Genomic DNA, 14,695 nt, shown 5'->3' with positions numbered 1-14,695 from the left:
CAGCGCATCAATCGAGCATCAACACCTTCGCCAAAATGATCTTCGGCCCTTTCATCTTCTTGATGATGATCCGCAAACCTTCGACTTCCAGCACTTCTTCCTCTTCCGGCACCCGTTTCAGGGTTTCGTAGACCAGCCCGGCGAGGGTTTCCGCTTCGATGTGGTCCAGGTCGATGCCCAGCAGGCGTTCAACTTTGAATAGCGGTGTATCGCCCCGCACCAGCAGTTTGCCCGGCTGATACGCGAGGATCCCGCGTTCGGCCTTGCGGTGTTCGTCCTGAATGTCGCCCACCAGCACTTCCAGCACGTCTTCCATGGTCAGGTAGCCGATGATGTTACCGTCGGCTTCCTCGACCACAGCGAAATGCGAACCACCCTTGCGGAACTGTTCCAGCAACTGCGACAGCGGCATGTGGCGAGACACGCGCTCCAGCGGCCGGGTCAGTTCGGCGAGGTTGAACGACTCGGGAATGTGATCCAGTGCGGCCAATTCAAGCAGCAAATCCTTGATGTGCAGCAGGCCGACGAACTCCTGGCGCTCGCTGTCATACACCGGGTAGCGGCTGAACTTGTGGCGACGGAACATCGCCAGAATTTCCTTGAGCGGCGCGTTGAACTCCAGCGTCACCAGGTCTTCCCGGGAGTTGGCCCAGTCGACCACTTCCAGCTCGCCCATTTCCACCGCCGAGGCCAAAACGCGCATGCCTTGGTCACTCGGGTCCTGGCCACGGCTGGAGTGCAGGATCAGTTTCAGTTCTTCACGGCTGTAATGGTGCTCGTGATGCGGGCCGGGTTCACCCTGGCCGGCGATCCGCAGGATCGTGTTGGCGCTGGCGTTGAGCAGGTAAATGGCCGGGTACATGGCCCAGTAGAACAGGTACAGCGGCACGGCCGTCCAGAGCGACAACAGCTCGGGTTTGCGGATGGCCCAGGATTTCGGGGCCAGTTCACCGACCACGATGTGCAAGTACGAAATGATGAAGAACGCCGTGAAGAACGACACGCCTTTGACCACTTCGGCGGACTCAACGCCAACGGCGCTCAGCACCGGCTCGAGAATGTGCGCGAACGCCGGCTCACCAACCCAGCCGAGGCCGAGGGAGGCGAGGGTGATACCCAATTGGCACGCTGACAGGTAAGCATCGAGCTGACTGTGAACGGTGCGCAGGATGTGTCCGCGCCAGCCGTTTTTATCAGCGATGGCTTCGACCCGGGTCGAGCGCAATTTGACCATGGCAAATTCCGCCGCAACGAAAAAGCCGTTGAGCAAAACCAGGATCAGAGCAAAAAGAATCATGCCGAAATCGGCGAAGAGTGTCGCGAGGGTCAAGCCAGGGGAAGGGTCCATGATGGAGTTTTGCGGGTTCCGTGTATTCGAAAGGAAAGAAAAAAGTGCGCCTGAAGGGCAGGCACAAGTCAGCCAATGTAGCGGCTGACCGGGCAATTGCCTAGTGGCGCGTGCTAGCCGGTATCAGTTGGTAGTGCTGATGACCTGAGATTTAGTCACCTGCGCCGGGGCGAAATGGCAAGTAAACGTACTGCCGTGGCCCGGCACACTGCTGATTTCCATCCGCGCGCGGTGGCGCAGCAGCACGTGTTTGACGATCGCCAGGCCGAGCCCCGTGCCGCCGGTGTTGGAGTTGCGACTGGAATCGACGCGGTAGAAGCGTTCAGTCAGGCGCGGCAAGTGTTTGCTGTCGATGCCGATCCCCGAATCCTGCACGCTCAGGTGGGCGCCTTGATCGTCACCCCACCAGCGAATGCGGATATTGCCATCGGCCGGGGTGTATTTCACTGCGTTGAACACCAGATTGGAAAACGCGCTACGCAATTCGGCTTCGCTGCCCTTGAGCAGAATCGTCGGATCGGCTTCCAGGGTGATGTGCTGATTGCGTTGACCGGACAGTTGTTGAGCGTCGCCCTTGATCGATTGCAGCAGGCTGTCGATGGACACCGGTTGATTGTCCGACGGGTAATCGGTGGCTTCCAGTTTGGCCAGCAGCAGCAAATCGTTAAGCAAGGTCTGCATGCGCCCGCCTTGCTGCTGCATCTGCTGCAGGGCACGGGTCCAGCGCGGGTTCACGTCCTCGACGTTGTCGAGCAGGGTTTCCAGGTAGCCGCAGATCACCGTCAGCGGTGTGCGCAGTTCGTGGGACACGTTGGCGATGAAGTCTTTGCGCATCTGTTCCAGCTGATGGATACGCGTCACGTCGCGCACCAGCATCAAGTGTTCGTTGTTGCCATAACGGGTGATGTACAGCTGAATGCGCAGGCGATCATTGATCGGCGAAGGAATTTCCAGCGGTTCGGCATAGCTGTCCTGCTCGAAGTATTCCTTGAAGCGAGGATGGCGGACGAGGTTGGTTACCGGTTGGCCGCTGTCTTGCGGGGTCTTGAGGCCAAGCAGGGTTTCGGCGGCGCGGTTCCACCATTCCAGGTTGCCATCGCTGTCGAGCATGATCACCGCGTCTTTGAGCGCGGCGGTGGATTCCTGGACCCGGTCGATCACCGCTTGCAGGCGCCCGCGCACCCGTTGGTCGCGACGTTGCAGGTGGTAGATACTGTCGAACACTTCGCCCCACAGGCCATAGCCATCGGGCGGTGCTTCATCGGGTTTGTGCAGGCGCAGCCATTCATGCAGGCGCAGCAACTGCTTGAGGGTCCACGCCAGGTAAAGGCCCAGGCCCACGGCGAGGCTCCAGCCGTAGTAGCCGGTAATCAGGCCGATCACCAGGCAGGCGGTGACCAGCAACAGCATGTGGCGAATCAGGGTGCCATGCCAGTTTTGGTTCACGGAAAATATGCGTCCTTGTCAGCGAGTCTGGCGGTCGGCTCAGGCCTTGGTGGAAAACCGGTAGCCGGTGCCGCGCACGGTTTGTACCAGATTTTCGTAGGCATCGCCGAGGGCTTTGCGCAGGCGACGGATGTGCACATCGACCGTGCGCTCTTCAACGTAGACATTGCCGCCCCAGACCTGATCCAGCAACTGGCCGCGGGTGTAGGCACGTTCCTGGTGGGTCATGAAAAATTGCAGCAAACGGTACTCGGTCGGGCCCATCTCGGCGGGTTTGCCGTCGATGGTCACGCGGTGGCTGATCGGGTCCAACAGCAGGCCGCCGACTTCGATTGGCGATTCGCCATCGGTCGGACCGGCTCGGCGCAGCACGGCTTTCAGGCGCGCCACCAGCTCTCGCGGGGAAAATGGTTTGGTGATGTAGTCATCAGCGCCGACTTCCAGCCCCTGGATCTTGTTGTCCTCTTCGCCCTTGGCGGTGAGCATGATGATCGGGATATCCCCGGTCAGCTCATCGCGCTTGAGACGGCGGGCCAGTTCGATGCCGGAGGTGCCGGGCAGCATCCAGTCGAGCAGGATCAGGTCCGGTTTGCGGTCGACGATAATGGCATGGGCCTGCTGCGAGTTCTCTGCCTCCAGGCAGTCATAGCCGGCCATTTCCAACGCAACGGCGATCATTTCGCGAATGGGCGCTTCGTCGTCGACGATCAGAATGCTCCTGCCAACCATGCCTTAATCCTCTTGTCATTTAACTGTCTTGCGCCGCATTAGATAACGGAATTATTGCAGTCGTGTGACAGTATTTTAGCCGTCCTGCGATTGTCGTGATCCTGAACTAAGCTCTAAGTCCGAATCCTGACAACCACAAGAGGAAGGTTTCCATGAATCACATTGCTCAATCCTGGAAGGCCCTGCTGGTCACGGCTGCGCTAACGCTGCCGTCCCTGGCCTTCGCCGCCGAACCGGCCATGATGAAAGACGGCATGATGGTCGATCACAAAGGCATGACCGTTTACACGTTCGACAAGGACACTGGCGGTAAGTCGATGTGTAATGCCGATTGCGCCAAGATGTGGCCACCGATGATGGCTCCAGCGGGTGCCAAGGCCGAGGGTGAATGGACGATCATCAAGCGTGATGACGGCACGATGCAATGGGCTTATGACGGCAAGCCGATGTACACCTACAAAATGGACATGAAGCCTGGCGATATGAAGGGCGAAGGGTACAAGGATATGTGGCATATGCCGAAACACTGACCCGTGTAATCCGCTCCTCGGACTTGGTCACGGGGAGCGGATCTGCCCTCATTGCCTTCAGCGCAACGCGTAATCCAGCACAATCCCCACGAAAATCGCCAACCCGGCCCAGTGATTGTGCAAAAACGCCTGGAAGCAGCGCATCCGGTCCTTGCTGCGGGTGTACCGGAACTCCCACACAAAACAACCGGCCGCCGCCAGTAACCCGAGGTGGAACCAGCCACCGAGATGGAATTTCGAGCCCGCCAGTAGCAGGCAACCCAGCGCCAATCCTTGCAGGGTCAAAATAATCGCCCTGTCGGCGTCGCCAAACAGAATCGCCGTGGATTTCACCCCGATCTTCAGGTCGTCGTCGCGATCGGTCATGGCGTAATAGGTGTCGTAGCCCACGGTCCACAACAGGTTGGCGATCCATAGCAACCAGGCCGCTGCCGGCAGTTCACCGGTTTCGGCGGTGAACGCCATGGGCATGCCCCAGGAGAACGCCGCGCCTAGCACCACTTGCGGGTAATAGGTGTAGCGCTTCATGAATGGATAGGTGAACGCCAGGGCCAAACCGCCCAGCGACAGCCACACCGTCGTCGCATTGGTGCACAGCACCAGCAGGAAACTCACGCCCATCAGCACAGCAAAGAACACCAGGGCTTCCTTCGAGCTGATCTTGCCGCTCACCAGAGGCCGCTGTTCGGTGCGTTTCACGTGGCCATCGACCTTGCGGTCTGCCCAATCGTTGATCACACAACCGCCGGCGCGGGTCAGTACTACGCCGAGCACGAAAATCACGATATTGGCCAATGAAGGCGAACCTTCACCGGCAATCCAGAGCGCCCACAACGTTGGCCATAGCAGCAAATAAATGCCGATCGGCTTGTCCATGCGGGTCAGCTGAATGAAATCCCAGGCCCGAGGATTCAAGCGGTTCAAGGACTTGAGCAGGCTCTGGTACATCAGCAATTCTCCGGATGCGCGCGGGCGGCGTTCCACAAGGTTGGCAGGAAGATCTCGGCCACCAGCACGCTCAGGGCGCCACGGTCGAAGCGCGAACGCCGGCCCCATAGTGCCGGCGCCTGGGCATCCACCGGCAACCATCCTTGAGGATAGTGACAAACCTCGATGGCCCGGCGTTGAAACGCCTGATCGCAAAACAGCAATTCGCCCAGAGAGCGGCTGCCCAATTCATCCATATGCAACCCGTCGCCTTGCAGCGCGCTACGCGCCGCCACGCTGCGGGCAAACACCCAGGCTTCACCGTGACCGCGCAGATACACCTCGCGCACCCAGCCCTCACTGCCTTCGGCCAGCTCCAGCGCAGCACATTCATCGGCGCGCAGCGGTTGCCAGCCTTCAAACAGCGGCGTGACGCTGAAACCGTCATTCGACAAGCGGATCAAGCGCCGGGTCAGCGATCCTTCATCGAACAACCAATCGAGCGTAGACGTGTCGGGGAGGGGCGTCAGTTGGCTTCGAGAGAGCCAGAGCGGCGTCGGGGAGGGGAATTTTGAGTGCGGCACAGTGAGTCATTATTGGCAGCAAATGAGGCGGCGAGCTTACCATGTCAGACGGCGATTTTGATTGATCCGGCCTGCCGTTGCGCCGAACAGGCTTGCATCTGCCGGGCGCGATCAGTACAAAACGCCCTGAGCCGGACGGCAGCGCTCCACCTATCGACCGTTCGCGCCGGCAAAAGCCTGAATCCCGAGGAAATACCTGAATGAAAAAGTGGCAATGTGTGGTCTGCGGCCTGATCTATAACGAAGCCGAGGGCTGGCCGGACGACGGTATTGCGGCGGGCACACCGTGGCAGGACGTGCCGGAAGACTGGCTGTGCCCGGATTGTGGCGTGGGCAAGATGGATTTCGAAATGATTGAAATCAACTAAGACAAGCAAGGAGCAAGGAATGAACGCACCTGTCGTGATCGTCGGCACTGGGCTGGCTGGCTACAACCTGGCCCGGGAGTTTCGCAAACTCGATGGCGAAACCCCGCTGCTGCTGATTACCGCAGATGACGGACGCTCCTACTCCAAGCCGATGCTCTCCACCGGCTTCGGCAAAAATAAAGACGCCGATGGCCTGAGCATGGCCGAACCGGGCGCCATGGCCGAGCAATTGAAGGCCGAAGTGCGCACCCACACGCGCATCAGCGGTATCGACCCAGGCCATAAGCGCCTGTGGATTGGTGAAGAGGCGGTGATCTACCGCGACTTGATCCTGGCCTGGGGCGCGGAAACCGTGCGGGTGCCGATCGAAGGCGATGCCGCTGACGCCGTTTTCCCGATCAACGATCTTGAAGACTACGCACGCTTTCGCGCGGCCGCGGCCGGCAAACGTCGGGTGTTGCTGCTAGGCGCCGGTTTGATCGGCTGCGAATTCGCCAACGACCTGATTCTCGGTGGTTACGAGGTGCAACTGGTTGCACCGTGCGAACAGGTCATGCCGACCTTGCTGCACCCGGCGGCGGCCGCTGCGGTCCAGGCCGGCCTGGAAAGCCTGGGCGCGCGCTTCCACCTCGGGCCGGTGCTCAATCGCTTGCAGCGAGTGGCAGACGGCCTGGAAGCGCACCTGTCCGACGGCCAGGTCATCCTTTGCGATGTGGTGGTCTCGGCCATCGGCCTGCGTCCGCGCATCGACCTGGCGGCCGCTGCCGGGGTGCAGGTCAATCGCGGCGTGGTGGTCGACCGTCACCTGAAAACCTCCCATGCCAACATTTACGCCCTGGGCGACTGCGCCGAGGTCGATGGGCTGAATCTGTTGTACGTCATGCCCCTCATGAGTTGTGCGAGAGCGCTGGCCCAGACCCTCGCCGGAAACCCTACAGCGGTGAGTTATGGCCCGATGCCGATCACCGTGAAAACACCGGTCTGCCCATTGGTGGTTTCGCCGCCACCACGGGGCGCGGAAGGCGTCTGGACGGTCGAAGGGCAGGGCGCGGACATCAAGGTGCTGTGCCGCGACAGCGCCGGCCAATTGCTGGGCTATGCCCTGACAGGCGCGGCGGTGATGGAAAAACTCGCCCTGAACAAAGAGCTTCCGGCCTTGCTGGCGTAAATAGCGGTCGTTCTGTCGGAATCACCCCGCTTTTGCCCCCACAAAGGTCGCGGGGAGACTGGCGCCGCTCTAAAGCGCGTGCCATTCTCACTCCCGTCTGCCGCAGAGTAGAGCACCTGCGGCGCCTTAGGCGCTGTTCCAACGAGAACAGCACGGACATAACAACAAAAAACCGTCAAAGGGGCTTCACTAATGCGTAAACCAGAACTCGCCGCTGCAATTGCGGAAAAAGCAGACCTCACCAAAGAACAGGCCAACCGCGTCCTCAACGCCGTTCTCGAAGAAATCACCGGCGCTCTGCACCGCAAAGACAGCGTCACGCTGGTGGGCTTCGGCACCTTCCTGCAACGCCATCGCGGTGCCCGTACGGGCAAGAACCCGCAGACCGGTGAGCCAGTCAAAATCAAAGCCAGCAACACTGTTGCGTTCAAGCCAGGCAAGTCTTTGAAAGACAGCGTTAATCCGTAACACGCACCGACTTCCCGCACAGCGGGTGAGCGGGATAAGAAATGGGCACGCCAACGAGGTTGGGTGCCCATTTTTTCTGTCTGGCGGATCAGCCGACTCGGCTTTGTTTCCTGGCGAGAATCGCTGCTATTTCCGGCTCATTGAGGTGATCCAGCGCGCGCTCTACCAACAAATGCACCCCGTCGGCCAGGCGGCTGAGCGACAGGGCTACGGAGCGGCGTGAACCGTCCACGTCGTCGGCGAGGTCGGCGGCGATGGCGCTGATGGACAAGATATCTTCCGAGGCATTGGCGAGGAGGGCTTCAGTGTTGATGCCCGGGCAGACGCTGAAGAGTTGGCCTTTGCGTTTCGGTGGTTTTGGTTCGGCTGGCGGGAAGTGATGGTCGAGGGCGCGTTCGGCGGCGTCGTTGAGTTTTTTTGAATCGGGGCTTTCGTATGGGGAGACCGGATCGGTGTCCGGTGGGTTAGGTGTAACTTTAAACATGATCTTCAATTCCTTGAGTGATGCTGACAACACTTCGCCGACTAAACGAAGGGGTGGCGGCTGTACGCAGGTTAGTCGGACCGGGGAATTGAAGAAGCCGGCGCACCCGAAGGTGCCCTACGCACAGCCACCATCAAATGCAGGTAGGAATACCTGTCTGACAGAAGCTTGTGCACTTCAATTACCAGCGAGCGACTAAACCCGATCACTGATGGGCAGTGACAGGAACCAAGTTACCGACCGCCCCCAAGGCGCACAAGCCGGCGGATTCTGGCGTAGCCGTAGGCAATGACGCAAGGTGTTGTAGCTTTCATGGCGTTACCTACAAGGCTTTTAAACAAACACTGTCGGGCATTGGCGTGGGACCGACTGGAAAACCATTTTCGATCGGGATTGGGGTTGCCTACGTAATCGCCAGGTAGAAAGCATTAGTACTTCCTTGTTGATTTGGCGACTGACCGGATGGCGAGGGAACATGATGAGTGCGAGCTGGAAAAATGGGCACGCCGACTGGGTCGGGTGCCCATTTTTTGTAGGCGTTGATTGACGCTTTTAACGAATGCCTTCCACTAGTAGATCACGCTTGGTTTTTATAGGGGGTGAATGAGCGCTCAGCGGTGTAGAAGCCTAGCCCTTTGTCGCTTTTGAATTTCTGTTCGATCATGGCATCAGCCAACTCTTGGGAAATCAAAAGATCTCCCGAGTCACGCTCGCGTGCAATTGCGCCCATTTCCGCGGCGTTATCATGAAGCCAAATTTCATTGAAGTAGAGTATTGAGCCATTGTCAGAGAGCTCTGCTACCGACTTGCTGTGATCAACCGCACTTATCGCCTGGGCAGCATTGACAATGTAATAGACTTCGCTCACTTGCTCCCCGTCCGCAGCAATACTCGTGGGTCGCAAGAGCTCAATAGAGTGACCGGCGTTCTGTACGAGGAAGTCCGCTAACCGCTGGCTCACCAAAGGGATGTCGGCTAATAACCATAAGCAGTCGTAAGTCAGAAATTTTTTCTTTTTGCATGGAAAAAATATTTTGGGTTTGTCCATGTCGGCAGGGTAAGGCTCACCTTTCAGGAGTGACAGATAGTCAAAGTTCGATCCTGCCGTTTCATAGGAGCCGCGCTCCGCATCGTATGAACCGATCAATTTATCGTTGTAATAGATAGGGGCTTTCCAGCTTAAGATCATTTCTGGATCTCCTAATTGTAATGAGCGCCAGGGCGTGCATTTTTATTCAATTGCCTTTCGCCTGAGCGGAGTAATTTGCGCTCGTTGGACACTATTTTATCCAACGCTTTGCGGTATTGGGCCTGATTCCAGTTGTCTCGTTTGCCGATTATTTCCACTTGGTCCATTTTGCTTCCAAGGTTTCGATTGACTCTACCCGCATGGCGTCCTTGGTGGATCGATCAACGCCCATCAGTCAAAGCTTTGGTTTTATTGGGCAGGAATATTTTGTTCTGCCGGCTTTGCAGGTCGAACCCTGCCAATTTGAGCAGCGGGTGATTTTTCGTACTGTCGTGTTTGTCGCTCAGTATGTGATGGTCCTGATAGCCCTGCTTCTTCAGCTTGTTGATTCGTTTGTTAATGGATGACGAGCAACTCCATCCCAGCGGGTCTACCCAGCCGAGTGGGTTGGCCGCATACAAGTAGAGATTGATCCCTCCCGCCAACCCAATCGGATCCGGCGTAGTAAACCGCCCCACATCCGGATCATAAAACCTGAACGTATTGAAATGCAGCCCCGTCTCCCGGTCCAGGTACTGCCCCTGAAACCTCAGGTGTCGGCCCTAGAGCCCTCGGCCATGGTCAGGCTTTTTTTTCTAAATAGAACTTCAGATATTTTTTTGGTCTTTCTTGAAAGGCTCGTGCCTTACCGAAGCTATAAGCATCGTCAAAGTATTTATAAGCCTGTGAATAATCTTTCAGTTCAAAGTAGACCATTCCCAAGTTGATCAACGGACCTGTATCGATATCTGACTCTCGGCCATCCAGGGTCTTTTGCGCCCAATCTTTAGCGGCTTCGAAGTCACCGTTGTCGAAGTGCAGGTTGAAAAAAGAACCTGTGACCCATGACGACAAAGGTGTCCATTCAAGTTTTGGCTCAGGAAGTAAGTCCCATGCTTTTTGGTACAAGGCCTGGGCTTCATTTTTTTTGTTTTGCTCATCGAGCTCATTGCCTGAGGCCATGATGCCCATTATTTCATCCGCCAACGTGGGGTTTTTATCTGCTAAATCTTTCATATAACAATCCTTTCCTAATATATGGGTTTTTCAGCTGGGCCGATAAAATCGCCGGAATCCCTGTATCGGTCCGTGAGTAGTGCGCCTTTGGACCGGTTGTGGGAATAGTATTCCAGCTCATAGTTATCTGGGTCGCGCATCCACCCCCTCACTTCTTTGGTTTTGGCTCCATGGAAACCGCCTTTGGAGTTCCAATATTTAACGGCATCTGTTTTATGCGCCATGTCAGCGTCTTTAATCGAATACCATTTCTTGTCGGTGCTCTGGAATCTCATGTTTTTTCCGGAACCAATTATTTTACCTTCGGCTCTCATCCGCGCTATCACGGCTTTCCCCGTACGGCTGCTCTTCCCAGGCGTTCTGCCTACAGAGTTTAGGCGGCAAGACAGTCCCAGTGGATCGATCCATTCGAAGGGATTGGGGCTGTATGCGTAAAAATTTAAACTGCCGTTTAGACCTATCGGATCCGGCGTCGTAAACCGCCCCACATCCGGATCATAAAACCTGAACGTATTGAAATGCAGCCCCGTTTCCCGGTCCAGGTACTGCCCCTGAAATCTCAGGTTCTGCTCTTCAATGTAATACGGCTCACGCACCTCTTCTAACGTGTTGCCCCACACCCGATAAGTCGCCTGCCAGACGTTGTGGCCGTCCGCTTCGGTGAGCTGTTCCGGCAGGCCGTTGAGGTCGTTGTGGTAGTAGCGGATTTTTTGCAGCGGGCCGGTGCCGTCGACGCGGGCCAGGGGTTCGTAGCCTTCGTCTTCGTAGAGGTAGAGGCTGGTCTGCTGATGGCGATGTTCCTGCAACAGGCGCAGGCCATCCCAGGTGAAGCGGGTTTCGCCGAGCGGGTAGCCGTTGGTGTCGTGCTCGGTTTTTTCGATGCGTCGGCCCAGCGGGTCGTAGGTCATCCTGACCATGCTGCCGTTGTCATTACGCACTTCAATCAACCTGCTTTCGGCGTCGTAGGCAAAGCGCTGCAGGCCCCGTTTAGCGCTGCGTTTTTCGATCATCCGGCCGAATGCGTCGTAGCGGTAACGCTTGTCCTGGAAGGTCAGCAGTTTGTTGTGCACCACCAGCCCGGCGCCGGGTTGTGGGCCGTCCAGCAGGTTGGCGGCGGCGTCGTAGGCGAAGGTTTCGCGCTGGCCGTGCAGGCTGTCCTGGCTGGCGATGATGCGGCCGGTGGCGTCGTAGTGCAGCAGTTGGCGGTGTTGCGCGGCGGGTTGCTGGTCGAGTTTGCCGATCAGGTTGTCGGCGGGGTCGTACTCGAAATGTTTCTGCACGGCGGCCGGCATCAGCGAGGGTTGGCTGGTGTGTCGGCGTTGGCGTGAGCGTAAGCGCCCGCTGCGGTCGTATTCGCTGCGGGTGCTGATCTGGCCTTGGGTGCGCAGCACTTCGCGGTGCAGGCGGTCGCGTTCGAAGTCGCTGATGACCTGGCCGTCGAGGTTGATCTGGTGCAGGTGGCCGCTGCCGTAATACAGGCGATTGATCCAGCGGCCGTCGGGCAGTTGGGTCTGGATCAGGTTGCCGAGTTCGTCGTAGTGGTAGTGCAGGTTGCCGGCCGCGCTCTGTTCTTCGAGCAACTGGCCGAGGGCGTCGTAGGCGAAGCTCAGGGTTTGTGCGTTGCCCTGGTGGTCGGTGAAGGTGACGGCGGTGAGCTGGTCCAGTGGGTCGTAGGTGTAGTCGGTGCGGCCATCGTCGGTGACTTTGGCGATCAGCCGGCCGACGGCGTCGCGCTCCAGTCGATGAACGATGGGGGCCGGGGGCGTCTCGGGGACAATGGCCAAGCCGTTGCCGTAAGGCGCCGGAACAGCCGTCACCGCCGCGACGTTATCCAGCAGGTCATAGGTGTAGCGCTTGGCGCTGCCATCCAGATCCTGTTGCTCGGTCAACCGGTCCCCCGCATCCCAGGAAAACCGATAACTCTCGCCGTTCTCGTTGGTCAGCGCTTGCAGCCGCCCATAGCTGTCATACCCGAATTGCACCTGCCGGCCATGGGCGTCGGTGCGCTGACGGACCTGGCCGCGGCGGTTGTGTTGATAGAGCGTGGTGTGCCCGGCCGGATCGGTATAACCGGTCAACTGGCCGCTGACGTCGCGCTGATACTGCTCGGTGCGCCCGTCCGGCAATTGGCTGCTGAGCAACCGCCCTTGGGCGTCATAGCTGAATTGGGTGCGTTCGCCGAGGGCATCGGTGATGACTTGCAGATAGCCCCGGTGGTCGTAGCTGAATCGCGTCGGATAACCCGAGCAATCGATGTGCTCGACCAGTTGGCCGAACGGGTTCCAGCGCAGTTTCTTGCTTTTGCCAGTGGCGTCGATGATCTCGACGACCTGGCCGTGGGTGTCGTAGCGGTAGCGGGTGATGTGGCCCAGCGGATCGGTTTCGGCGATGCAGTTGCCGCGCTGATCGTAGCGGTACCGCCAACTGTTGCCAGCAGCGTCGGTTTCCACCAGCGGCAAGGCCCAGAGTTCAAGCCATAAGGTCGATTCGCTGCGGCCCAACGGGTCGGTTTCGCCGATCAGGTTGCCGGCCTCGTCGTAGCTGTATTCATAGCGACCGCCCTGTGGGTCGGTGGCGCTGAGCAATTGGCGCTCGTCGTTCCATTCGAACTGCCAGGTCTGGCCGAGGTTGTCGGTGTATTCGGTGATCTGGTGCTGGGTGTTCCAGCGCCGTGTACTGATGCGCTGCAAGCTATCGGTGATGCGCGTGACACCGGCGGCGAGGTCATAGTCGAACTGGTAGGCATCGCCCTCGTCGGTCCAGTGCCGGACCACGCGCCATTCCTTTTCCTCGATGCAAGCCCATTCATAGAAGCAACGCAACCCCGTGGGCAATTGATGCTCAGTCATCCGCCGCTCACTGTCGTAAACGAAACGGCGCTGTATCTGGCCTGCGGTATCGCGCACTTCTGTCAGGTAGCCTGACGGATCGTAGCCATAACTTACCAACACTTCACGGCGCTGGTCCGGGTAGACCCGTTCCACCTGACTGACCCGTGCCTGAAGGTAGGTCAATTCCACCTGAACCAAGTCAAAGGTGTCGCGCAGTTTTACAAGGCGTCCGGCGGCGTCATAGTCGAGGTGAACCCGGTTGTCATTACGATCACCCAGCTGGCTAAGGCGCAGCAGCGCTGCATTCCCCGGCGTTGGATTGAACAAGCGGTACACACCGTCATCGCTTTCAATCAACAACTGCCCATTAAGATGCCGTCGAACACTAAGCCCTTCCCCCGCACTGAACACCGCGCCGCCCAGAGGGATCGAGCCCATGTCGATGCGCCGGCCCTGTTCGTCGGTATAGACCAGCGTTTCGCCACCCTCGGGGTGAGGCAGGAGTTCAACCCGCACCTCATAGGACACACTCCAACCCGCGCCAAACAACCCATCGCGCCGCTCGTCACGGCTGTTGTAGAAGCGCTGCCAATCTATCGGCAGCACCCCCGGCAACACGAAATCCAGCTCTTCATCGCCGCCCAGCACCTTGGCCCCGGTCGCCGCGTGCACCGGGTTCGACGAGCCCATGGCGGCGTTGGCCATGGCGCCCATCGCGCTGCTGACGGCCATCGACGTCGCGCCACCGATCAGCATGCACGGCAATTTGCTGAAGAACTTCCCCTTGCCGCCCTTGAGCATCAGCAACGCGGTGACCGCCAGCCCCACGCCCGGGGTCTTGCCGCTGCGGATCTCGCGTACTACAACCGAACCGCCGCCAATGGTCACGTTGGAGGAGATCAGCCCGGACGACACGACCTTGGCATCGCAGGTGCTGCGATCGCCGCTGCGCACGGCGGGCTGGCCGTTGATGGTGACCTTGTCCGAGCCCTCGGCCATAAACTGCGGCGGCATTGGCGGATGCTTCATGCAGACGAGCAGGTCCAGCGGCTTGGGCACGGCGCCTGGCGCCGGGGTGGCAACGGTGGGGCGCCACATCTGGGAGAAGAAGCTCTCGGCCATGTCCAGGTAACTGGCTTCGGCTTCGGGCTCGGGTATTGCCAGCTCGGTGCCGGCCGGCGCGACATGGGACGGGATCGCTCCGGCAGCGCGGGCGGCGGGAATGTTGTTGGTAAGGGTGTTGGTCGAGCCGGTGAGAATATTTGCCTGCACCGTGGGCGGAAACAGCGCGTTGCTGAAGCTCTCGCACAAATTGCTCAGGCCCTTGTCGGCCCCGGTCTTGCTCATGGCAAGGCCGACGATCGTGCCCACCACCAGGCCGAGCACGAAGCAACCCAACCCCCCGGTGACGACCGTGATGCCGGTGGCCGCCACCACGGCGGCAGTGGCCAGCGCGGTAATCGCGATGTTGGCTGCCACCTCGAGCACGCCGCCGAGGATGTCGGCCATCATCGAGGTGTGATCGAGCGCGTCGCCCAGTCGGGCGGCCCAGAGTGCATCAGACATG

General features: G+C 58.8%; 13 protein-coding genes and 1 pseudogene. 4 read left to right on the top strand and 10 right to left on the bottom strand.

The genetic code is table 11. From position 1 onward, the window contains the following. Positions 1 to 7: 7 nt before the first annotated feature. The 3 genes from AB7M22_RS26540 to phoB all read right to left on the bottom strand — a co-directional run bounded on the left by AB7M22_RS26540 (position 8) and on the right by phoB (position 3,523). Entirely contained in the window at positions 8 to 1,348 is a 1,341-nt protein-coding gene (locus AB7M22_RS26540) for a hemolysin family protein (protein ID WP_008007739.1), read from the bottom strand. 123 nt (positions 1,349 to 1,471) lie between these two features. Next, complete coding sequence (phoR, locus tag AB7M22_RS26535; protein ID WP_454188860.1) at positions 1,472 to 2,758, bottom strand: phosphate regulon sensor histidine kinase PhoR; 1,287 nt, start codon at positions 2,756 to 2,758, stop codon at positions 1,472 to 1,474. A gap of 75 nt (positions 2,759 to 2,833) precedes the next feature. After that, positions 2,834 to 3,523 carry a phosphate regulon transcriptional regulator PhoB gene (gene phoB, locus AB7M22_RS26530; RefSeq protein ID WP_008007735.1) on the bottom strand — a complete coding sequence of 230 codons (690 nt, stop codon included), beginning with the start codon at positions 3,521 to 3,523 and terminating at the stop codon, positions 2,834 to 2,836. Between the two features lie 152 nt (positions 3,524 to 3,675). On the opposite strand from phoB, the gene AB7M22_RS26525 reads away from it, so the two are divergent. After that, the gene (locus tag AB7M22_RS26525; protein WP_454188256.1) at positions 3,676 to 4,053 is read left to right on the top strand and encodes a COG4315 family predicted lipoprotein; all 378 of its coding nucleotides are present in this window, start codon (positions 3,676 to 3,678) and stop codon (positions 4,051 to 4,053) included. 57 nt (positions 4,054 to 4,110) lie between these two features. Here the strand turns inward: AB7M22_RS26525 and ubiA are convergent, their stop codons facing one another. Together ubiA and AB7M22_RS26515 are read right to left on the bottom strand one after the other, a co-directional pair. Further along, on the bottom strand, positions 4,111 to 5,001 hold the full coding sequence (gene ubiA, locus AB7M22_RS26520; RefSeq protein ID WP_454188255.1) for a 4-hydroxybenzoate octaprenyltransferase: 891 nt from the start codon (positions 4,999 to 5,001) through the stop codon (positions 4,111 to 4,113). Beyond that, the gene (locus AB7M22_RS26515; RefSeq protein ID WP_454188254.1) at positions 5,001 to 5,564 is read right to left on the bottom strand and encodes a chorismate--pyruvate lyase family protein; all 564 of its coding nucleotides are present in this window, start codon (positions 5,562 to 5,564) and stop codon (positions 5,001 to 5,003) included. The genes ubiA and AB7M22_RS26515 overlap by 1 nt, the downstream gene beginning before the upstream one ends. A gap of 200 nt (positions 5,565 to 5,764) precedes the next feature. Between AB7M22_RS26515 and AB7M22_RS26510 the strand changes: the two genes are divergently transcribed. From AB7M22_RS26510 to AB7M22_RS26500, 3 genes are all read left to right on the top strand, one after another. Then, positions 5,765 to 5,932 (top strand): rubredoxin, encoded by a 168-nt coding sequence (locus tag AB7M22_RS26510; protein WP_007896465.1) that lies wholly within the window; start codon positions 5,765 to 5,767, stop codon positions 5,930 to 5,932. A 19-nt stretch (positions 5,933 to 5,951) separates the two neighbouring features. Continuing rightward, positions 5,952 to 7,100, top strand: a complete 1,149-nt coding sequence (locus tag AB7M22_RS26505; protein WP_454188253.1) for an NAD(P)/FAD-dependent oxidoreductase — start codon at positions 5,952 to 5,954, stop codon at positions 7,098 to 7,100. 192 nt (positions 7,101 to 7,292) lie between these two features. Next, the gene (locus AB7M22_RS26500; protein ID WP_003213368.1) at positions 7,293 to 7,568 is read left to right on the top strand and encodes an HU family DNA-binding protein; all 276 of its coding nucleotides are present in this window, start codon (positions 7,293 to 7,295) and stop codon (positions 7,566 to 7,568) included. Positions 7,569 to 7,656: 88 nt separating this feature from the next. Here the strand turns inward: AB7M22_RS26500 and AB7M22_RS26495 are convergent, their stop codons facing one another. The 5 genes and pseudogenes from AB7M22_RS26495 to AB7M22_RS26475 form a co-directional block, all read right to left on the bottom strand. Then, positions 7,657 to 8,052 (bottom strand): DUF6124 family protein, encoded by a 396-nt coding sequence (locus tag AB7M22_RS26495; protein ID WP_111453148.1) that lies wholly within the window; start codon positions 8,050 to 8,052, stop codon positions 7,657 to 7,659. 577 nt (positions 8,053 to 8,629) lie between these two features. Continuing rightward, complete coding sequence (locus AB7M22_RS26490) at positions 8,630 to 9,241, bottom strand: imm11 family protein (protein ID WP_454188252.1); 612 nt, start codon at positions 9,239 to 9,241, stop codon at positions 8,630 to 8,632. A gap of 254 nt (positions 9,242 to 9,495) precedes the next feature. Continuing rightward, positions 9,496 to 9,840 (bottom strand): annotated as a pseudogene (locus AB7M22_RS26485) (RHS repeat-associated core domain-containing protein); the annotation flags it as partial. 22 nt (positions 9,841 to 9,862) lie between these two features. After that, complete coding sequence (locus tag AB7M22_RS26480) at positions 9,863 to 10,297, bottom strand: hypothetical protein (protein ID WP_454188251.1); 435 nt, start codon at positions 10,295 to 10,297, stop codon at positions 9,863 to 9,865. A 14-nt stretch (positions 10,298 to 10,311) separates the two neighbouring features. Then, positions 10,312 to 14,694 (bottom strand): RHS repeat-associated core domain-containing protein, encoded by a 4,383-nt coding sequence (locus AB7M22_RS26475; RefSeq protein ID WP_454188250.1) that lies wholly within the window; start codon positions 14,692 to 14,694, stop codon positions 10,312 to 10,314. Position 14,695 lies beyond the last annotated feature (1 nt).

The organism is Pseudomonas sp. ADAK2 TE3594, assembly GCF_053628675.1.
The sequence above is the reverse complement of the archived record's forward strand: the minus strand, read 5'-3'. Positions and strand labels throughout refer to the sequence as shown.